The 20,135-nt window shown below is 42.3% G+C and carries 24 protein-coding genes and 1 pseudogene; 11 read left to right on the plus strand and 14 right to left on the minus strand.

Annotated features, from left to right (window positions below):
* The first annotated feature begins 84 nt into the window (after positions 1 to 84).
* From iscB to DACSA_RS03350, 4 genes are all read left to right on the plus strand, one after another.
* Positions 85 to 1,386: an RNA-guided endonuclease IscB gene (gene iscB / locus DACSA_RS03335; RefSeq protein WP_015228422.1), complete on the plus strand. Its 1,302-nt coding sequence runs from the start codon at positions 85 to 87 to the stop codon at positions 1,384 to 1,386.
* An 88-nt stretch (positions 1,387 to 1,474) separates the two neighbouring features.
* Positions 1,475 to 2,308, plus strand: coding sequence for a Ycf66 family protein (locus DACSA_RS22700; RefSeq protein ID WP_015228423.1), 834 nt, complete (start codon positions 1,475 to 1,477; stop codon positions 2,306 to 2,308).
* Complete coding sequence (locus DACSA_RS03345) at positions 2,274 to 2,855, plus strand: TolB family protein (protein ID WP_015228424.1); 582 nt, start codon at positions 2,274 to 2,276, stop codon at positions 2,853 to 2,855. Before DACSA_RS22700 ends, DACSA_RS03345 begins: the two co-directional genes overlap by 35 nt.
* A complete protein-coding gene (locus DACSA_RS03350) occupies positions 2,842 to 3,342 on the plus strand; it encodes a TolB family protein (RefSeq protein WP_015228425.1) in 501 nt (166 codons plus the stop codon). Before DACSA_RS03345 ends, DACSA_RS03350 begins: the two co-directional genes overlap by 14 nt.
* A gap of 118 nt (positions 3,343 to 3,460) precedes the next feature.
* On the opposite strand, the gene DACSA_RS22415 is transcribed toward DACSA_RS03350, so the two are convergent.
* From DACSA_RS22415 to DACSA_RS03375, 5 genes are all read right to left on the minus strand, one after another.
* Positions 3,461 to 3,595: a hypothetical protein gene (locus tag DACSA_RS22415; RefSeq protein WP_269544682.1), complete on the minus strand. Its 135-nt coding sequence runs from the start codon at positions 3,593 to 3,595 to the stop codon at positions 3,461 to 3,463.
* Between the two features lie 51 nt (positions 3,596 to 3,646).
* Positions 3,647 to 3,829 (minus strand): hypothetical protein, encoded by a 183-nt coding sequence (locus tag DACSA_RS20180; protein WP_041235286.1) that lies wholly within the window; start codon positions 3,827 to 3,829, stop codon positions 3,647 to 3,649.
* On the minus strand, positions 3,807 to 4,964 hold the full coding sequence (locus DACSA_RS03365) for an MlaD family protein (RefSeq protein WP_015228426.1): 1,158 nt from the start codon (positions 4,962 to 4,964) through the stop codon (positions 3,807 to 3,809). The genes DACSA_RS20180 and DACSA_RS03365 overlap by 23 nt, the downstream gene beginning before the upstream one ends.
* 29 nt (positions 4,965 to 4,993) lie before the next feature.
* Positions 4,994 to 5,782: an ABC transporter ATP-binding protein gene (locus DACSA_RS03370; protein WP_015228427.1), complete on the minus strand. Its 789-nt coding sequence runs from the start codon at positions 5,780 to 5,782 to the stop codon at positions 4,994 to 4,996.
* A gap of 72 nt (positions 5,783 to 5,854) precedes the next feature.
* Entirely contained in the window at positions 5,855 to 6,604 is a 750-nt protein-coding gene (locus tag DACSA_RS03375) for a sucrose-phosphate phosphatase (protein WP_015228428.1), read from the minus strand.
* A 359-nt stretch (positions 6,605 to 6,963) separates the two neighbouring features.
* On the opposite strand from DACSA_RS03375, the gene DACSA_RS03380 reads away from it, so the two are divergent.
* The gene (locus tag DACSA_RS03380) at positions 6,964 to 7,908 is read left to right on the plus strand and encodes an alpha/beta fold hydrolase (protein WP_015228429.1); all 945 of its coding nucleotides are present in this window, start codon (positions 6,964 to 6,966) and stop codon (positions 7,906 to 7,908) included.
* Here DACSA_RS03380 and miaB read toward each other — a convergent pair.
* Positions 7,889 to 9,232 (minus strand): tRNA (N6-isopentenyl adenosine(37)-C2)-methylthiotransferase MiaB, encoded by a 1,344-nt coding sequence (miaB, locus tag DACSA_RS03385; protein ID WP_015228430.1) that lies wholly within the window; start codon positions 9,230 to 9,232, stop codon positions 7,889 to 7,891. The genes DACSA_RS03380 and miaB overlap by 20 nt on opposite strands.
* 113 nt (positions 9,233 to 9,345) lie before the next feature.
* A complete protein-coding gene (locus DACSA_RS03390) occupies positions 9,346 to 10,815 on the minus strand; it encodes an ammonium transporter (protein WP_015228431.1) in 1,470 nt (489 codons plus the stop codon).
* A 271-nt stretch (positions 10,816 to 11,086) separates the two neighbouring features.
* On the opposite strand from DACSA_RS03390, the gene DACSA_RS03395 reads away from it, so the two are divergent.
* From DACSA_RS03395 to DACSA_RS03415, 5 genes are all read left to right on the plus strand, one after another.
* A complete protein-coding gene (locus tag DACSA_RS03395) occupies positions 11,087 to 11,287 on the plus strand; it encodes a hypothetical protein (RefSeq protein WP_041235287.1) in 201 nt (66 codons plus the stop codon).
* A gap of 111 nt (positions 11,288 to 11,398) precedes the next feature.
* Entirely contained in the window at positions 11,399 to 12,142 is a 744-nt protein-coding gene (locus tag DACSA_RS03400) for a PspA/IM30 family protein (protein ID WP_015228433.1), read from the plus strand.
* A 3-nt stretch (positions 12,143 to 12,145) separates the two neighbouring features.
* Positions 12,146 to 12,565 carry a hypothetical protein gene (locus tag DACSA_RS03405; RefSeq protein WP_015228434.1) on the plus strand — a complete coding sequence of 140 codons (420 nt, stop codon included), beginning with the start codon at positions 12,146 to 12,148 and terminating at the stop codon, positions 12,563 to 12,565.
* A gap of 50 nt (positions 12,566 to 12,615) precedes the next feature.
* Entirely contained in the window at positions 12,616 to 13,065 is a 450-nt protein-coding gene (gene ndk / locus DACSA_RS03410; protein WP_015228435.1) for a nucleoside-diphosphate kinase, read from the plus strand.
* Positions 13,066 to 13,212: 147 nt separating this feature from the next.
* Positions 13,213 to 13,419 (plus strand): hypothetical protein, encoded by a 207-nt coding sequence (locus DACSA_RS03415; RefSeq protein ID WP_041235288.1) that lies wholly within the window; start codon positions 13,213 to 13,215, stop codon positions 13,417 to 13,419.
* Positions 13,420 to 13,923: 504 nt separating this feature from the next.
* Here the strand turns inward: DACSA_RS03415 and DACSA_RS20185 are convergent.
* From DACSA_RS20185 to DACSA_RS03445, 5 genes are all read right to left on the minus strand, one after another.
* Positions 13,924 to 14,151, minus strand: a complete 228-nt coding sequence (locus tag DACSA_RS20185; RefSeq protein WP_015228437.1) for a hypothetical protein — start codon at positions 14,149 to 14,151, stop codon at positions 13,924 to 13,926.
* A 203-nt stretch (positions 14,152 to 14,354) separates the two neighbouring features.
* Positions 14,355 to 14,585 carry a hypothetical protein gene (locus tag DACSA_RS03425; RefSeq protein WP_015228438.1) on the minus strand — a complete coding sequence of 77 codons (231 nt, stop codon included), beginning with the start codon at positions 14,583 to 14,585 and terminating at the stop codon, positions 14,355 to 14,357.
* A gap of 584 nt (positions 14,586 to 15,169) precedes the next feature.
* Positions 15,170 to 15,505 (minus strand): DUF5615 family PIN-like protein, encoded by a 336-nt coding sequence (locus DACSA_RS03435; RefSeq protein ID WP_041235291.1) that lies wholly within the window; start codon positions 15,503 to 15,505, stop codon positions 15,170 to 15,172.
* The gene (locus DACSA_RS03440; protein ID WP_041235663.1) at positions 15,502 to 15,726 is read right to left on the minus strand and encodes a DUF433 domain-containing protein; all 225 of its coding nucleotides are present in this window, start codon (positions 15,724 to 15,726) and stop codon (positions 15,502 to 15,504) included. Before DACSA_RS03440 ends, DACSA_RS03435 begins: the two co-directional genes overlap by 4 nt.
* A 69-nt stretch (positions 15,727 to 15,795) precedes the next feature.
* Positions 15,796 to 16,923, minus strand: coding sequence for a precorrin-8X methylmutase (locus DACSA_RS03445; RefSeq protein ID WP_015228441.1), 1,128 nt, complete (start codon positions 16,921 to 16,923; stop codon positions 15,796 to 15,798).
* Between the two features lie 460 nt (positions 16,924 to 17,383).
* On the opposite strand from DACSA_RS03445, the gene DACSA_RS03450 reads away from it, so the two are divergent.
* Complete coding sequence (locus DACSA_RS03450) at positions 17,384 to 19,336, plus strand: heavy metal translocating P-type ATPase (RefSeq protein ID WP_015228442.1); 1,953 nt, start codon at positions 17,384 to 17,386, stop codon at positions 19,334 to 19,336.
* A gap of 33 nt (positions 19,337 to 19,369) precedes the next feature.
* Here DACSA_RS03450 and DACSA_RS03455 read toward each other — a convergent pair.
* Together DACSA_RS03455 and DACSA_RS03460 are read right to left on the minus strand one after the other, a co-directional pair.
* Positions 19,370 to 19,681: pseudogene (locus DACSA_RS03455) on the minus strand (multicopper oxidase domain-containing protein); the annotation flags it as partial.
* A gap of 121 nt (positions 19,682 to 19,802) precedes the next feature.
* A complete protein-coding gene (locus DACSA_RS03460) occupies positions 19,803 to 20,135 on the minus strand; it encodes a coiled-coil domain-containing protein (protein ID WP_015228443.1) in 333 nt (110 codons plus the stop codon).

A 20,135-nucleotide genomic window follows, 5' to 3' on the forward strand; every position in this document is an offset into this window, starting at 1 on the left:
TAGCAGGTGGAACACCAAAGGTTACTAACAAGCTTGTGAGCATTGTCAAAGCAGACTTAACGTCCTTATGGATAGATCGCAGAAATGCAAAACTATATTTTTCAACTAGATTCCAACAAGCAACCCTTAGATATGATTCACCCAGCTAAAGCCAGAAGACTTCAAAGTCAAGGGAAAGCAGCTACTTTTCGTATGTACCCTTATACGATTATTCGGAATATCTCTGTAAAGAGTCCAAACACTAAAAGTTATATTCTAAAGATTGATCCTGGTGCTACATGGACTGGTTTTGCGATTCAATGTGGAGAAGAAATTATCTTCCGAATGGAACTCAAACATCGTGGGGGATTAATTAAAAAGTCTTTAGAACAACGAGCAGATTTCAGAAAAGGTCGCCGTTCAAGAAATCTCCGTTATCGGAAGAAAAGGTTTAACCGCAAAAAGCCTGAAGGGTGGCTTGCTCCTAGTCTTCGTCACCGCTTACAAACGGTAGAAACTTGGGTGAAAAAGTTTCTGAAGCTCTGCCCCATTACCTGTATTGAAATCGAACAGGTAAGATTTGATTTACAGAAGCTGGAAAACCCAGAAATAAGTGGTGTTCAATACCAACAAGGAGAATTGCAAGGTTATGAGATTAGAGAGTATCTCCTTGAAAAGTGGGGTCGCCAGTGTGTGTACTGTGAAAAACAAGATACTCCTCTTCAGATAGAACACATTAAACCTAAATCTAAAGGGGGGTCGAACCGAATTGGAAATTTAACTTTGTCTTGTCCAGAGTGTAATCAAAATAAAGGAAATCAGGATGTTGAAGATTTTCTTTCTGGAAAGCCAGACCTACTAAAAAGAGTTCTAGCAGAAGCTCCAAAGCCATTAGATTCTGGTAGTGCTGTCAACTCTACTCGGTACGCTATTGTCGAGATGGCTAAGAATCTTTGTGATCATGTTAAATGTTGGACTGGAGGAAGAACTAAGTATAATCGAGTCAATCAAGAATTACCTAAGTCTCATAGCATTGATGCAGCTTGTGTTGGAGAATCTGGTTCAAAGATTAAACTTTTAGTCAGTCAACCATTGATTGTAGAATCCAAAGGACATGGTACTAAACAAGCCAGAAGAGCCAATCAACAAGGATTTCCCGCTTTAAATAAGGATAATCAACCGATCAAACCAAAAACTAAATATACTCATTGTGAAGCAGGTGACATGATTAAATTTCGTCTAGAAAAAAACCGAAAAACAGTAAGAGCTGGAATTTATAAAGGAAGAGTAAAAACGCCAACTCCTAAAGGGTTTGAGGTAAAAATTGATGGCTGTAGAGTTTCTCAAAAGATGGAATATTTAATTCGTTTCATGCACCGAAACGATGGGTATGCTTACTCGTTCTAGTTTATGGCAATAAACTCCGAATTGTTTCAAAATTAAGCTATTAGAACACTAGACCAGCACAAGCTAAAACCAAGCAAGGAGCAGAGCAATGGTAAACTTCGGGCTGAACTCAGCCAGTATCCTCGGCATTTTTCTGGCAATTGCAGGGGCTTCTTTATATTTTATGCGTTCGTTTCGCCCAGAACTCTCTAGAGATCAAGATATCTTTTTCGCTGCCGTGGGGTTACTCTGTGGCTTTATTTTACTGTTCCAGGGCTGGCGACTTGACCCGATTTTACAGTTCGGTCAGTTCCTTCTGACTGGGATGGCGGTGGCGTTTGGGGTGGAGACGATTCGCTTACGAGGAGCGACAACAGAACAAGCGAAACGAAGCGCTCCCACAGTCGATCGAGAGCGGCGTACCAGTCGCGTCTATCGTGCGGAAATTGACGATTTAGACCCCTATTTTGAAGACGAAGAACCGACGGACACTCGGCGACGGTTACGGGGAACAACGAGCGAACGTCCCCCTCGCAACGATCGATATGAGGAGGAGAATCCCCGTCCCACAAGTAGCAGTTCTCGTCGCACCCGACGGAAACCTTCTGCGAGTTCTAGTCGTCGTTCGACACCTGATTACGATTATTATGACGATGAACCGATCGAGCGCTATCCTGAGCGCGATCGCTCTTTGAGACGCGATCGAGAACCAGAGGAAAGCGAAGGCTATCTCCCCCCGCGTTCCCGTGAAGAAGAAAGCCCTCCCCGTTCCCGCAAACCGCGCACTCGTCCCAGCACCACAGGAAGCAAAAAACGACGGACTCCCTCTCGACCCCCTTCTCGTCGTCCTTCCCCTCCGAAAGAAGATTATGTGGACTATCGACCCATTGATTCTCTAGAAGATGAGGATGACCCCAACGACAGCGATCAATTTGATTATTAGGAGGAAAAAAGCGCTCCGACAATGTTTGAGTTATACCGTCAGTCTCGGTTTACTCACTTTCCTTGCGGCTTGTGGTTCTCCTGATCTCCCCAAAGAATCCACAGGAATCAATAGTCGTTTCAATGATCAGCAACCGACTTTGAGTGGAAATGGACGTTATTTAGCTTGGGTGTCGAATCGTCAAGGTCGGCATCAAATTTTATTTTATGATTTATCTCGTGAGCGGTTTCTCCCGTTACCAAGTCTCAACTCAGAAAAAGTCATCACAGAAAGCCCCAGTTTAAGCCGCACGGGACGTTATTTAGTTTATTTGGTCAGTCGTGACGGTCGCCCAGAAATTGCTCTCTATGACCGCATTATTGAGGAGACAGAGATTTTAACGGATTCTTATCCCCATTGGGTGCGAAATCCCAATATTAGCCTTGATGGACGTTATGTTGTGTTTGAAACCGCTCGTCGCGGTCAATGGGATATCGAAGTTTTCGATCGCGGTCCCGATGTAGAACCCGATATTGTGGATGGAACAAGGATTTATGGCACGCCGTAGCTTAAATTGGTTCGCAGGATTAATATTGAGTCAGTTACTCGCCAGTTGTGGCGGTTATCCAGAGGTGGTGAAAGTCCCTTTTTCTCAAGGGGGAGAGGCGTTAAATAGCCCTGCTTCTGAGTTTCACCCTCACCTTGCGGATCAGTATGTGGCGTTCGTTTCCGATCGTAACGGTTCTCAGGATGTTTATCTTTATGATCGGCGCGATCGAGCTTTAATTTCCCTGCCTGGACTCAATGCTTTAGATGAAATGGCATCTGATCCCAGTGTATCTGAAGATGGGCGTTTAATTGCTTTTACGAAAACTCGTCAGGGACAAACCGATATTTATCTTTATAACCGCGAGACTCGATCGTTGCGTAATCTCACCCCTGATTTAGCCGCACAAGTTCGCAATCCTACGATTAGCGCTGATGGATCGATCATTGCGTTTGAAGCTAACCCTGATGGGAATTGGGATATTATCACAGTTAACCGTAATCAGTAAAATTACAAATTCTGTTGGATTTTGTCACCTCGCGATCATGCAACTTCGCCTTTATTACCAAATTTTTCTTTATCTGTTGCTGAAATTTTTAGGTAAAAACGGATCAGATCGTTTCGTTTCATGTAGTAATGAAAACTTCTTCATAGTTGTCCATTGCTTCTCTACGAGCCTCCTCGCGATTTAATTCCAGAATGTCTTGTAGAGCTTCTCGTAAACTTTCAATCAGTTCCTCTTTAGTCGCTTCGGTGAGCATTAACCCCTTTCACTTCCTCGATCCATCCAATCCACCAATCGCCATCTTTTTTCAGAATTGCTGTAAATTGAGTTGCCATGAATTACTATTTCTAATAAAAGCAGTTCTAATTATAGCAGTCCTCTTGCCTTTTGCCTCTTGCCTTTTGCCTCTTGCCTTTTGCCTTTTGCCTTTTGCCTTTTGCCTTTTGCCTTTTGCCTTTTGCCTTATTCTACTTATCTTGAGATTTTTCATTTTTTAACGCTAATTCCTCCTCTAAATCTTCCGTTGAAGAGAGTAACTCACTTAATCCTTCCACTAAATCTTCTAAATTTTTCCTAAACTCAGGATTCCCCGTTAACTGATCAAGATCAGATGTAATTTTTTGAGTGTTTTCAAAAGTTGCTCTCGCCGAATCTAAGGTTTGTTGTAATAAGACTAAATTTTCTTCACTATTCAAGGTTTCTGAAGCACTTTCTAAGTTTTGGGAAGCCTCAGCAGCGTTAGCGGTTAAACTTTCTAGATCACTAACCATTTTTTCAATATCTGCTTCTTCTAAACCATCATTAATACTAATCAATGTCGGGGAAAGGGTTTGGACTAAATTATTTAATTCTTGACTGGTTTTGCTCACTTCTAAAAGTGCTGTTTCAATGTTATCTTGGTTTTGCACCACGACGCGATCGAGATTATTAATTAAAGTCTCCGCTTGTTCTGCGGTTGAAGCTAATTGTTCTCCAGTTTGTTCGGTAGTTGCGGTTAAAACTTTTAATTGTTCGGTGACAGTTCCCGAAATTTCTGCTAATTTTTCACTCACTTCCGCAATGCCATCTGTTGCTTCCTTCGCACTTGCAGTTAATGCCTTAATATTATTAAATAATTCAGGATCACTAATTAATTCCGCTGCTTGAGAGGTATTTCGGATTAATAAATCAATACTTGCTCCCACTTCCCCTGGAATCGTATCCCCTTCACAAACAACAATTTGTGAGTTACAATCTTCGCTAATCGGGTCAATGTTAGATTGTTCGGAAGCTAATTTAACTTGTGGATAAATATCAATTGAAGTTTCCCCAATTAATCCAGATTGATTCGCTTCTACTAATAAACCTTCGCGGGGAAGACTGAGATCAACGCGATTAATTTTGATATCAATAGCAACTCCATTCGCATTGGGATTAATTCCAACAACTTCTCCGACATTAACACCGCGATAACGCACGGGTGAACCTGCTATGACGCGATTTGCATTGTTAAAAGTAACTGTAATTTTGTAACTCTCTTGTCCCAGTCTAAACCCTCTTAACCAAATAAAAATTCCCCCAAATAACAGGAAACCAAAGATGATTAGTAAGCCAACTGATCCTTCTCGAATGGTGCGCGATCGCATATTTATTTCCCTATTTAATAATGTTTGTTTTAACTACCAATAACACGAATGGGGCCTTCTACACTAGCACTAAAAAATTGTCTGACCATCGGATGATCAGTGAGATCAATTTCATCCACTTTTCCCTCCCACTGTACTTTACCCCCATAGAGAAATATAACGCGATCGGCGGTGCGGCGAATGGTGCTATCTTGGTGGCTAACCATGATATAAGTGCCACATCCTGTGTTACTAGAATCCTGTAATTGACGGACTAAATCTTCAATCACAGTTGAGGCGATCGGATCGAGTCCCGCGGTCGGTTCATCATATAAAATTGCAGCCGGACAACTACTTGGATCATCAGGATCAGACATGATCGCCCGCGCAAAACTGACTCGTTTTTTCATCCCTCCTGATAATTGCGCTGGCGATAAATCAGCCGTTCCGGGTAAGCCAACTTTTTCTAAGTTTTCTTCTACTAATTTACGAATTTTATCACGGGAAATGCGCGATCGTTGATAAAGAGAAAAGCCGACGTTTTCATCAACGGTTAAGGAATCAAATAAGGCAGATTGTTGAAAAACCATGCTAATATTCATCGCGTCTTTATGTTCTTCAATTAATCCTTTTCTTTCTTCTCCTCTAATATAAATTTTGCCTCGATCGGGCGCTAATAATCCAGCAATAATTCTGAGAATTGTTGACTTTCCAGTTCCTGAAGGGCCAATAATAACCAGTGCTTCTCCTTCATAAATTGTTAAATCAACTTCATTCAAAATTGTTGTTTTTCCAAAGGTTTTAGAAATCCCTTTTAGTTCAATTAATGGTGAATTCATTACTTTTAGGCTTACCTTAACGACGTTTTCTGGTCACTGCGAAACACCATTCGCTCCGATTTTATTAGATTTTTAAATAAATTGGAAATAACTTAATCCCTCGATAATTCCTTCCGCATAATTATTGTTTGCTAAATAACGGTAGTTGGTCTGATTTTGTTCGTACCATTTTCGCAGTTCAGGTTTAGCATTTCCCACTAAAATTCCTCTGGGTGTTCCTGTCTTAAATAAAGCGATATCATTACCCGAATCTCCACAAACCACTGTTTTTGCATCGTCCATTCCTAATTTATTTTGTAAAAATTGTACGGCTAATCCTTTATCGGCGACTTGTGGTAAAATATCTAAGTCTTTACTACCGCTATAAATTAGTTTAACGTCTAAGTTCTCTTGTTGAAAGGCTGTTTTTAATTGATTTATTATCGGTTCTGCTGTTTCTGGATTGAGATTAAAACTCACTTTAAATTGTCCCTGTTCTGAGTCTGGTTGTGGTCTTATTTCCGAAAATTTAGCTGTAATTTCTAGGACTTGATTTCGCTGCCAATTTTGAGATAATAAACTCGCCCATTCTCGATCGAGTTCTCCAGTTTCAGGATGAAAATAAACTTCAGTTCCTACGGCTGCGATGAGTGCATCTGGTTGTAAAAGAGATTTTTCTTGGGTTAATTTTTGATATAAAAACAGCGATCGCCCTGTGGCATAAACAATTTTTGTTCCGTATTCAAGACGATGCTGATCTAAAATCTGATTTAGTTTTTCTAACGCTCGATCGTCGCCAACTAGAGTATTATCAAGATCACTAATAAATAAAAATTTGTTCATTTTTTAATCACTCAAATCATCTTGTTTTTCTAAAAATAATGTAAAAAATTGATTAATTTCCCCTCCTTTTCAAGATGAATTGCCCCCCCCCTTTCAAGATGAATTGTCCCCCCCTTTCAAAGGGGGGTTAGGGGGGATTAATCTACAAGTCTTATCGCCTTGCTATAGCGTATCAAATATCGTCATTGTAACAATTCCTTTTCAGTTTAGAATCAAGTTATAAAAACGTTATCTTTCGTATAGGAAAAAGTTAAGACAATTGGGAGATGTACTTTTTTTTGTTATATTAAACTTGCGATTAATTCAAACTGATTAATTAGATCAATTCTCTATTGCTAGAATGGGTGAGGTTAATAAAGATGAAAAGCTGGTGGCAAAATACTTTTCCAGAAGGACTCAAAATGTTACCTGTTCACAGCCCCGAAGGTGAAGTTCATCACCTCGCTTATGGGGAAAAAGGAGAGGGACATCCGATTATTTTCTTACATGGAATCGGAAGCTGGAGTTATAGTTGGCGCAGACTGATTCCGATTTTAGCCCAACAGTATCGTGTAATTGCCTTTGATGCAACGGGACATGGTTTTTCTGATAAACCTTCTCGATGGAATATTACACAATTACAGCAGGAATTATCGCAGATTATTGATGCTTTGTGTGATGAACCAGCGACAGTAATTGCACAATCTTTAGGAGGATTAGTAAGTTTAGCAACAGCGATCGATGATCCTCAATATTTGTCTCGTTTGGTATTAGTCAATGCTGCGGTTTTTCCAGAGGAATTACCCAGTGTGGGAATGCGTTTTTTAGCACAAGTTCCGTTGGGAATAGTCAGAGAATTTGATCACTCACGGTTAGTTAAACCGTTAGCCCCTGTGGTGCGAGAAATAGTTCGTTTCGCCCGTCGGGAAGTGGTGACAAATCCCGAAATGAGTCGCTATGAGGATGTTTACGCGCTAACCTATCCCTTTATTGAAAACCCAGGGGCGATCGCGCATTTTACCCAAACCTTACAACAAGCGGCGCTGGAAATTGATTGTATCGAAAAACAACAGCCGAACCTAATTACTTATGTTCAAAATCATCTTAAAGATGTTACCTGTCCGACTTTAATTTTATGGGGCGATCGCGATCGGTGGTTTCCCCTTTCTCATGGGGAAAAACTCCAACATCATCTCCCCAATTCCCGTTTAGAAATCCTCGAAAACTGTGGACATGACGCGATCGCCTGTGCTTCGGAACAAATCGAGAAAAGAGTGATCAATTTCCTCCAAGAAGAAACCACCGTTACACCTTCTCACCCGTAAGACTAAAAGCCCTCACGTCTGTAATTTTCACCGACACTTGTTTTCCATACAACTGTTCAATGTCGCCGTTAAAGAAGGTTAAACGGTTGGTGCGAGTACGCCCCATTACTTGTGACTGATCTTTGGGGTTTTGTCCTTCCACTAACACTTCCTCAACTCGATCGAGATAACGCTGCGATCGAGCCGCCGCACTGGTTGAAACTAAATGATTCAACCGTTGTAAGCGATCGCTTTTCACCTCATCACTGAGTTGATCTTCCCAGTTTGCCGCCGGTGTTCCGGGACGCGGCGAATAAGCAGCAGTGTTCAACTGATCAAACTCCACATCATCTACCAGTTTTAACGTATTCTGAAACTGTTCTTCCGTCTCTCCAGGAAAAGCAACGATCGCATCAGCACTAATCGCCGCATCAGGGAGATAGTGACGAATTTTATCCACAATCCGCCGATACTTCTCATGGGTGTAACCGCGAGACATTGCTTTCAGAATCTCATTATCTCCCGATTGAAAGGGAATATGAAAATGTTCACAAACTTTGGGTAACTCAGCACAGGCTTTAATCAAACGTTCCGTAAAGTAACGGGGATGACTGGTCGCAAACCGAATCCGTTCAATCCCTGGCACATCATGGACATAATACAGTAAATCCGTAAAGGTGTGTTTATGTCGTCCCTCTGGGGTTGATCCTGGCAAATCGCGCCCATAGGCATCAATATTCTGTCCTAAAAGCGTTACTTCCTGATATCCTTGCGCCGCTAAAGTTTCCATTTCCTCCCGAATTGCTTCTGGGGTGCGAGATTGTTCTACGCCGCGCACATTGGGAACAACACAATAACTGCAGCGTTCATTACAACCATAAATCACATTTACCCATGCACTAATATCACTATCGCGACGAGGTTTCGTGATATCTTCCATGATATAAATTGGTTCAGTGGCAACCACTTGATTTCCCTCTTGGACTTGTTCGAGAAGATCGCCCAAACGGTTCGCGTGTTGAGGACCCATCACCAAATCTAATTCGGGAACTCGTCGTAATAGCTTTTCCCCTTCTTGTTGCGCCACACAACCCGCAACCACTAACGTTAAATCAGCAGATTTCTGTTTCCGCTTTGCCTGTCGTCCTAAATAAGAATAAACCTTTTGCTCGGCATTATCCCGAATCGTGCAAGTGTTGTAAACCACTAAATCAGCTAAATAGGGGTCTTCCTCAGCTTGATAACCCATCGCATCTAAAATGCCAGCCATGCGTTCCGAGTCAGCTTTATTCATCTGACAGCCAAAGGTTGTAATGTGATAACGGCGAGGTGCAGTAGAGGTCATGGTTTAAACTCGTTCCAAAGTGCATCAAACAACAAAAAAAAAGCAGGCGATCGCCTGCATATCGTATATTAACGTATTCTTACGCTTGTGGGAGCCGCCCACCTAGATTGAGATTAAGTTTCGGAACTACGAGGAACTTCTCCCCCTTTGCTTCCCATAGAAGCCGTGCGACCACCCGTTAACACATCAGCTTCCTTCACAAAGCCACTGTATGCTTCCATGGCGTGTTCGCCAATATCGAGTCCTTGCACTTCTTCTTCCATGCTGACACGAATCCCGATCGTTGCTTTCAAAACGCCCCAAACAATGGCACTAAAGACAACCGTAAAGCCACCAATCGCGAGGATTCCAATCAGTTGCGTAATGATACTGGTTTCACCATGAAAGATGCCCACAGCGAGAGTTCCCCAAACACCGCAGACTAAGTGAACCGAAATCGCACCCACAGGATCATCAACCTTCATTTTGTCGAAGAATGTCACCGCAAACACGACAATCACGCCCGCGATCGCGCCGATAATCACCGCAGAGATGTAATTCACTGACGCACAGCCAGCAGTAATTCCCACCAAACCAGCAAGAATACCATTAATAATCATAGATAAATCAGGCTTACCATCTTTGATCCAAGCCGTCGCTGTTGCCGCCACACCACCAGCAGCCGCCGATAAATTAGTGGTTAAGGCAATATAGGGAACATTCGCTGTCGCTGCCAACTCCGAACCAGGGTTAAAGCCAAACCAACCGATCCATAGAATTAAACAACCGAGAGTCGCAAGACTCATATTGTGACCAGGGATGGCGCTACTACCTCCATCTTCCCGATATTTTCCAGTACGGGGACCGACAAAGATCGCACCGACTAAAGCCGCCCAACCGCCAACGGAATGGACAATGGTTGAGCCAGCGAAGTCATTAAATCCCATTGCACCTAACCAGGTGCCATCCCACGTCCAACGTCCGCTAATGGGATAGGAAATAGCGACTAACAGAAAGCTGAAAATTAAAAACGCATCAAATTTAACCCTTTCTGCGACCGCACCAGAAACAATGGTCGCCGCTGTAGCAGCAAAAGCAACTTGGAATAAAAACGAAATCGCAACGGGAACTCCATCGGGATAGGCTGCGTCTCCATAGGGAGTGGGATCATTGCTAAAGAAAAATCCCGATGTCCCGATGAAAGCGTTGCCGTTGCCGTACATGAAAGCAAACCCGATCGCCCAGTATGCGATCGTCGCCACAGCAAAGACAATCAAATTCTTGGACAGAATATTAACCGCATTTTTTCGGCGACAGAATCCCGTTTCTAGCATTCCGAACCCTGCATTCATAAAAATGACTAGCACAGATGCAAATAGCAGGAAAATAGAATCGAGTACGGCTCGTAACTCTTCCACCGTTTCCGGTGCGCCAAAACCTTGGGCTTGGGCGGCGCTTTCCCAAACTACCACAATAACTGCTGTTAAGGGAATACAAGCAAGCCAGTAAGGAGAAAAAGAGCGGGTAATCACTCGTAACGGTTTTAACAGGGGTAAATCCCAAAGGGTTGTTTTTTTAGGTTTAGATTTTGATTGAGACATCATTCCTTAACTTTCCTAATGAGGATGGGTAACACATCTAATAATAATCTCTATTGATTCGATTTAATCACCGGAATGACTCAAATTTTGTATTTTTTGCTTCATCTTTTCTGTATCTGAACATACATTTTTTGCATCAATGGCTCAAAATAAGTTGCGGTTTGATACCGTGGGAAAGGCGGTTAATCCTGTATCGTGGGTTGCATAAACTTTCCAAGCATTTGAGTTAAGGTAGAGGTGGAGATAGTTATTAATGCAAAAAAGCAGAAGTCCTATGGCAAGTACAACCATCGAAAAACAAGAATTTTCTGAAGATGAAGCGATCTGGGAAAACCTACGAAGCGCGATCGCAGCCAGTTCCGGCTTTAGCAGTTGGCAACTCGAAAACGAACTCAATCCCACCGAATCTCAAGAAAACATTGACGAGCAAGTTCGCACTTATCTACGAGAAACCTTAGAAACCCTTGCTTATTAAATCATCTTGGAAACCAAGTCATGACTCCCCTGCGATTAGCCACCTCAAGGGGAGTTTTGCTATTTTAAGTTATCATCATTTTTAAAGGAACGACTTAACAACTAACAAACAATGGGTTTTTTACAACGTCTCTGGCGCATCATTAAAGCTAACATCAACAGTGTCCTGCAAAAAACCGAAGACCCAGAAAAAATTCTGGAACAAGCGGTTTCCGATATGCAGGAAGATTTGGTGAAACTCAGACAAGCAGTTGCTCAGGCGATCGCGTCCCAAAAACGCACCGAACGCCAAGCCAACCAAGCGAAAAACACCGCAGAAGAATGGAAAAAACGCGCTCAACTGGCTTTAGAAAAAGGAAATGAGGAACTGGCGAGAGAAGCATTAACTCGCCGCCAAAACTACCAACAAACGGCGGATAGTTTGGGAGAACAACTGGAACAACAAAACCAAGTCATCGACAAATTAAAAGCCGATATGCGGAAATTAGAAAGTAAAATTTCCGAGGCAAAAAACAAAAAAGATATGTATATCGCCAGAGCGCGGTCAGCAGAAGCCACTCAGAGAGTCAGCGAGTTTATGCAGGGGGTAAACACAGGAAGTTCTCTCAGTGCCTTTGAACAAATGGAAGAAAAAGTAACGGAAATGGAAGCCTCCGCCGAAGCCACCGCAGAAATGCGACAAGATGACATCGAACAGCAATTTGCATCCTTAGAACAGGGGGGAAGTGTTGATGCGGAGTTAAACCAGATGAAACAGCAATCCCAGAGTCGATCGCAACAAAAAGAACGTACCGAAGCACAACAAGCTGAAGTGGATCAAGAATTAGAAAAACTGCGCTCAGAGTTGAAACAGTAACCGATGGAAAGAGGATTAATCTGGCTTCCCCTGTTGGGGTTATTTATTGGTTTGGCTTATGCCGGTTGGAATGAATATCAAAAAGTAGAATCCTATCGCCGTTGGGCCGAAGGCTTCGATCGAGCAAAATATGATGTTTACGCCGTCTTAGGTCAAAAAGACGATACGATCGTCTGGGGAAAACCCACTCGCAGCGAACCGAAAGAGATACAAACCTTTTCCTTAAAAGATGTTTCCGAGATTCAATTAGAAATTGATCAAAAACCCGTTTCCGTAGAAGCATCACCTCCTCAAGGAAAAGCCAACATTTGTTTTCGGTTTAGGAATGGGGAAAAAGTAGAAATTCCTTTTACTCAAACCTCCCTCGCCGCCCAATGGACAAAAAAACTCCAAGAACTAACTAACCACAACCTCCCAAAATGATATAACCTGTCTTTGGTGTATCGTTTTGTGAAGACATCAAGGAGATTATCTTGGAACGCACATTTATTATGATCAAGCCTGACGGCGTACAACGAGGCTTAACTGGAGAAATCATCAAACGCCTAGAACAAAAAGGGTTTAACCTCATCGGAATGAAGATGATGAGTGTTTCGCGGGAACTCGCAGAAAAACACTACGACGTTCACCGTGACAAACCTTTTTTTGGGAACTTAGTTGAATTTATTATTTCCGCGCCAGTGGTAGCGATGGTTTGGGAAGGAGAAGGGGTCGTCGCTTCCGCCAGAAAAATTATCGGCGCAACTAACCCCCTGAGTGCTGAACCTGGAACCATTCGTGGCGATTATGGAATTAGTATTGGACGGAATTTAATTCATGGGTCTGATGCGGTAGAAACCGCACAACGAGAGATTTCTCTCTGGTTTGAAGAAACGGAACTTTCCAGTTGGGAAGCCGCGTTGAAAACCTGGATTTACGAATAAAATCGCAACGGATTAATTACTGGGGTGAACCAGCATTCACCCCTCCATTTTTGAAAAGTCAAGTTACAGTAATAAAATCTGAATTGAGGGTAGGGTTTGCCTTGCCCACCCTACGAAACTATTGAACAAGGAAATATTCTCAATATTATGAATGGTCTGAATTCTGAAGAAAAAGAAATCTTAGAAAGTGTTGAAAAAGAAGAATGGAAAAGCGTTGAAAATCTATCCCAAGAAATTAAACGTTATCAAACTTATGCTAGTCATCAAATCAATCAGCAAAAAATAGAAGTGAATTTATCTGTAGAAGATAGTCAAAAATTTCAAGATCAAAGTAGGTTGGGTGACAACCAATAAAAGTAGGTTGGGTGACAACCTAACATCAGCAGCTCAAAGTAGGTTGGGTGACAACATTGACGGTAGGGTGGGCAAGGCAAACCCTACGAAACTACTGGTTTTACTCCTGTTGCACATTAACGAAAAAGGCAATTGATGTTATTCTTACCAAGTATAGCAATCCCAAATAACTCGTAAATTGTTAATCATTCGATCGGAGAGGTTTTCGTCTAGTAGAAGTTATTCACCACTTTTAAAAAAAAGGACTACATTTTAGACTTCTTTAAATAATAAACCACACCGCTTAACAAGAACAATTGTATAGGTAATATAGTCGGGTAAAGTTTTAGTGTAAATTCAATACAAAACTTAGACAGAATAACAAAGTAAGCTAACCCCAACAATATACAAGCTGAATATAGTAAATACTTACTTTTCACAGAACTAAGGTTTTATAGGAACTTTGTAAAGGTCTAATAGATGATCAGCGTAAACTTAACAAAACAAGACTGTAGATAATAATTTTTATCTAGGTGCGCCTCCTGATTCATCCCAACGGTTATTTGTATTTCTCTCGCTAGGATTTTGTAAAGCTGAAGCTGTAATAACAATAGCTCTTATCCAAATATACGGAAAAATAAAAACACCAAAAAAAGCAAAAATTGGTGATAATTGACCTAAAAATAATAAAGCTATGCCTAAAAGAAACCAAAGAATTAACCGCAAACCTTTGTCTGCTTCACCAGCAATCATACAAGCTATAGGCGATAAAGGTGGAAATCAAATGGCAATGATTAAACCTGCTAACTGCATAATGATAACTAACCTGAATGGCGATGATTATAACACACAAATAAAAAGCACAGTTATCTTTTAATTTTTTCTTTATATCAGAAACATTTTAGTAATACCATTTTTCAAAAAGTAACTACATTGTAGGGTTTGCCTTGCCCACCCTACTGCATCTGGGTTGCTAACTCTTCAATTCGCACAATATGAATCAGCGCAATATGTTCAGCGTGTTCAGGAACTCCATTTTCTCCACCTACCCCAACAATAATACGAGACCTTAGAACAATTACTTGGTCTGGGTGAATGACATCATAAGTTTGACCGCCTGTGAGATGAATGCGGTAAGGTTCAAATGGTTGTCTGCGAGTGAACTCTCGGATGTCTTCGGGACGCATTTGAGTCAGGCTGAAAAGACTTCATTCTAAGCGTAGCATGATTGCAGTAACTACATTGTAGGGTGGGCAAGGCAAACCCTACCACTCTTCTAGTTTAGAAAACTTCAAGCTAGCCGCGATCGCGCTGTTGACTGAAACCCTGGTCGGGTAAACATCGCCTACTAAAGATTACATGAGAAGGCGCGATCGCGAGTAAAAATGTGAAAATAAAAGTAAATAAGAGCATTAATTTGTTTTTTATCTTAAATTGGCTGAAAATTCCTCAAAACTGGGCTTTACAAAAATTTCGGGGGGGGGGTAGAGTTAAGGAAAATTACAAGCCTTACTTTGATCGAACGTACCGTAAGAGGTTCAGGCGATCGATGCTTCGCATCGGTGCGCGGAGCGCAATCGCCTTCAATTTTGACCCCGAGAATGAAACAGCCCTGCTTAAATAAGGGGGGGAAAGTAACTACATTGTAGGGTTTGCCTTGCCTACTTCTGAAAGTCCTATTCTAGTTTGGGAAGCGCGATCGTGTAACCTAAAAAACTTGCTGGTGTTGGGTTTCGTAACCAAGGGCCCAACCTACGTTTTGAATCTTTTGTCAGTCAATCAGTACCAAAATACTTTCTGTTTCACTCTCGCTAAATTGAGTAATCAGATCAAATTTCTCTCTGAGAATCTGAATTATGCTGGATGTTGGGCTATTACCAATGCGAAGATAAATAAACTTAGGAGGATGACCATAAAGTAAACTCCGTTGATAGAAGTCGGAATCTTTGGAAACAATCACAAAATTATTTGCTTTTGCATATTCCCAGATAATTGCATCATCAGTATTTGTTAAACCAAGAGTTTTGACATGAGTAGAATCAGGATAGAGATCAATAATCCTGTTAATCATTCGATCAGAGAGGTTTTCGTCTAGTAGAAGTTTCACACAGAAGTCACAAATAACTTTTTCTCGCGATCGGCAGCAAAAGCAAGACAGGCTTTAATATCTTCGGAATTTAATTCAGAAAAATCTTCTAAGATTTCTTCTTCAGTCATTCCACCTGCTAAATATTCTAGAATGTCAGATACTGTAATTCGCATTCCTCGAATACAAGGCTTGCCACTGCGCTTTCCTGGTTCAATTGTAATTATATTTTGGTAGCTAATATCACTCATTTTCTACATTCATTTTAAAGTTAGGATAAGGACTTATAGGGCTTACTGAATAAACTTAGATTATAGTCCTTCCAGATAGCAGTGACAATTGGGCTTTTCTAGGAGAGAGGCTGCGAGTCGATTTAGGGCAACGGCTGCGAGTAACCCCCCGCCAAGAGCGCTTTCACTGGTAAGATAGGGAATTGGTAGCTGCATCAGTCGCCGTTTCGCTGCTGGGGCATGACTAAAGCCAATGGGCAGTCCAATCACCAGAGCAGGTTGACAATTGTGCGTTTCTACAAATTCACAGAGTTTGAGCAACACAGAGGGCGCGTAACCAATTACCCAAATGTTCCCTTCAACTTGTTCGGCGAGATGTTGTTGCCAATTTTGATTTTGCCAAAACTCTGTTTCTGCATCAGCAGCACTATCCAGATGAGGATCGTCCATTAAAGAAACCCATTCACAGCCCAAATGAGTCAAGCGAGTCTGATCGATCGTATTGAGAACAGCAGGAACATCCGTAACAATTTTACAGCCAGCGCTGAGGCTTTCTCTGGCTGCTTTAATCAGATCGGGGCTGAGACGAATAAACGCAGCTAAACTGACATCCCCGCAAGCTAAGACTAAATGAGATAAGATATCGACTTCGATTTCCGATAGGCGCTCCGCGCCGGCTCCAGAGGAGCATCGCTGAGACAGATCAGGTAACAAATATTGCAAAGCCTGCTGAAAATTCTCAGGATGGTCATAAACCGTTGCATCTAAGTTTTCCCAGAGGGCTTCGCTTAACGATCGCGCGGTTTCCGTTTCCGCTTGCAAACGTCGCAGTTGGGCTAGAGCTTCTCCCTGGTGCGATTGACAAGCGCTGTCTCTCCCTAATAATCCCTCCAGCGCGATCGCGGTTTTGCGCCATTTCACCAGTTGCTGTAAAACCGTCTGATATTGTTGCTGTAACTTCTGCAATAGAGAATCCGAGTCTGGATCAGCATCTTCTTCCAAAATCTGTTTAATGTGAGAAAGTTGGAATCCCTGTTCTTTCAGGGCAATAATGCGCTGCAACCGTTGCACATCCGCTTCTGTGTAGAGGCGATAATTGCTCGCAGAACGTTGAGGAGAGGGCATTAAACCAATTTGGTGATAGTGGCGAACCATACGTGGAGTCGCGCGATCGCCCACGGCTGCGGTGAGTTGTTTAATGGTCAGCATTGGTATAGCAGTCCTAAATGATCCCCCCTTCTTTTCCCCCCTTAATAAGGGGGGATAGGGGGGATCGCCCCCCAATGATCGGGGGGAACGGTTAATCAACTTTTTACATAAGATATAGAACTGGTATAGCAGTCCTAAATTTTCTGCCATTTGATCCCCCCCTTAATAAGGGGGGATAGGGGGGATCACATTAATAAGGGGAGATAGACGGGATCAAAAATTAATCTACTTTTTACAAACCCGATCATATTGCCATAAGCACTTGACCTTCACATCAATGTCAAAGTTTATCATAAATAAGCTAATGAAGACTGATCTTATATGAAATCTGTAAATGATTGCTACAAATGACTGGTTTAACGATCCCCCCTAGCCCCCCTTAATAAGGGGGGTTGGGGGGATCCCTATGCAGCAGACTTGTTGGCATTTCCTATTAAAAATGGTTAGTGAGTGATTAAAAATGGTTAGTGAGTTAATAGAAACAAGAAAACTCCCAAATTGGATTAAAAATTATCCCGAAGCGATCGCGCCTGTGGCTTGTGCTGTCTTGACGTTCCTCGGTTGGCTGGCTTTCAGTGGCAATCTCCTCGGATTAGGGGTTTGGTTATTGGTAGCAGCGTATATTATTGGCGGTTACGAAAACGCCCGTGAAGGGGTAACAACCCTTTGGCAAGAACATGAACTGGATGTGGACTTGCTGATGATTATTGCTGCTTTAGGGGCTGCCATTTTGGGGCTGTGGCAAGAGGATTATTATCTTTTAGTGGATGGGGCAGTTCTCATTTTAATTTTTGCCACCAGTGGCGCTTTAGAACACATTGCCATGCAGCGCACTGAGCGCAATATTCGCAGTTTGATGGAACTCACCCCTGATAATGCCAGACTGTTTAAGGAAGGACGGGAAATGATTGTTCCCACCGAACAGTTGCAAATCGGCGATCGCGTTTTAGTCAAACCTGGAGAAATGTTTCCCACTGATGGCATTATTCAACAAGGGTTTAGTACAGTGAACCAAGCGCCGATTACAGGAGAATCCATTCCTGTAGAAAAACAAGTTACTGATGAAGTCTTCGCAGGAACAATTAATGGCAATGGGGCGCTAACCATTGAACTGCATAAACCCCCCGAAAGCAGTCTGATTCAGCGTGTGATTCAATTAGTGGAAGAAGCAAAAACCTCTCAGCCTCCTTCCCAGCAGTTTCTCGAACAATTTGAGCGTCGTTATGCCCGAGTCATTATCTTTGTGGGTGTGGGTTTGGCAACGCTTCCGCCTTTGGTTTTCGCTTGGGATTGGGAAACAACTATTTATCGGGCGTTAGTGTTTCTGGTGGTTGCTTCCCCCTGTGCGTTGATGGCGGCGATTATGCCCACTTTACTCTCTGGGATTGCTCGTGGGGCAAGAGATGGCATTTTATTCAAAGATGGCGCACAATTAGAAACGATCGGCAAAATCAGCGCGATCGCGTTTGATAAGACAGGAACGCTCACCACAGGTCAATTGCAACTGAAACAGGTCATTCCTTCCTCAAATACGACCAAAGCAGAACTGTTGCAGATTGCTGCTTCTTTAGAAGCCTACTCAGAACATCCCATTGGCGATGCAATTTTACAAGCTGCTGAAGCTGAGAATTTATCTTTACTGGGCGCGATGCCCGAAGGGCGGTCGCTTCGCGACATCGAGGTTCTTGCCAAAGTAGGACAAGGAATTATTGGTCAGATTGCGGGGAAATCAGTCACAGTGGGCAAAAAACAATTTGTCTTGACCGAAGAAATAGCGATCGATCAAGACTGCGAGGCAAAAAGTGAACAGTTAGCCGATCAAGGTTGTAGTATCGTTTGGGTGGTTCAAGAACATCAACTTTTGGGCATCTTAGCTGTTGCCGATCAAATTCATCCCCAAGCGCAACAGTTACTAGCAAAGCTCAAAGAGATGGGGATTAAGGAAACAATTATGCTCACTGGCGATCAAAGCACCACTGCACAAACCGTTGCTGCTAGTCTTTGCCTCGATCGAGTCAATGCGAATCTTCTGCCAGAAGATAAAGTGGAGATGGTCAAGGAATTGCAAAATCATTATACCGTTGCGATGGTTGGTGATGGCATTAACGACGCACCCGCCTTAGCGCAAGCAGATGTAGGCATTGCTATGGGCGGAATTGGCAGTGATGTTGCCCTAGAAACTGCCGATATTGTGCTGATGGCGGATCGATTAGGAAAATTAGAGCAAGCGATTCGCATTGGAAAAAAATCACAGCGTATCACCACGCAAAATATCACCCTTGCTTTAACCTCGATCAGCTTATTAATGATTGCCAACTTTCTCGGAGAATTAACCCTTCCTGCTGGGGTTTTTGGACATGAAGGTTCAACCTTGCTGGTGACACTGAATGGCTTACGGCTACTGAAAAACTAGAAGACGTTGACATTTTGCCATACGTTTAATTTTCTAACTCCCCATCAAAATCAGTCCCATCATTCCTAACTCTTTATGGTCTAAAATGTGGCAATGATAGACGGTTTTTCCTGCAAAATCTCGAAACGGAATCCGAAGGCGAACGCTTTCTCCTCTGGGAACTAAAACCGTATCTTTCCAAGTTGGATTACTAACTGGTTTTCCATTTTTACTCACCACTTGAAACCGATTCGTGTGTAAATGAAACGGATGATCCATCATTCCCGTATTAATAATTTCCCAATCTTCCACCGTATCAAGAGAAATTTTAGTATCAACTCGTTGTGGATCAAACGCTTGTCCATGAGTTAGAAGCAATATCGACATCAACTTCTAGCAGTCCATTTTTGCTTTTTGAAACAGTAGCAGAGTTTCCTATTATTCTGGATTATGAACACCACTACAGAAAAACTATGCTATTGAAGCTCTAATTCTCCCTTTGCTGTAATAGTTTGAGAATTTCGACAATATCACCCTGACGGCGAGAAAAGTTCTCCATGCGTCGGTAAAAGTCAGCTTGAGCGTTGCTTAAATTGGCAATTGAGGTAGAAAGATTTGCCATTGAGTTGGAGAGATTCGCCATTTCTTGATAAAGACGAGCGCGATCGCGTTCACTTTCTCTGCGATCTTCACTTAAGGCTTCAATCGACTTGGCATTAGATTCAATCAGCTTTTCGATTCGACTTAGGCGATCTTCACTATGGTAGTGCTGAATAGTAATGATACAATATATTGAGAGATTGAAGTTAACGAAAAACAT

The sequence above is a fragment of the Dactylococcopsis salina PCC 8305 genome, assembly GCF_000317615.1.
Classification (GTDB): domain Bacteria; phylum Cyanobacteriota; class Cyanobacteriia; order Cyanobacteriales; family Rubidibacteraceae; genus Halothece; species Halothece salina.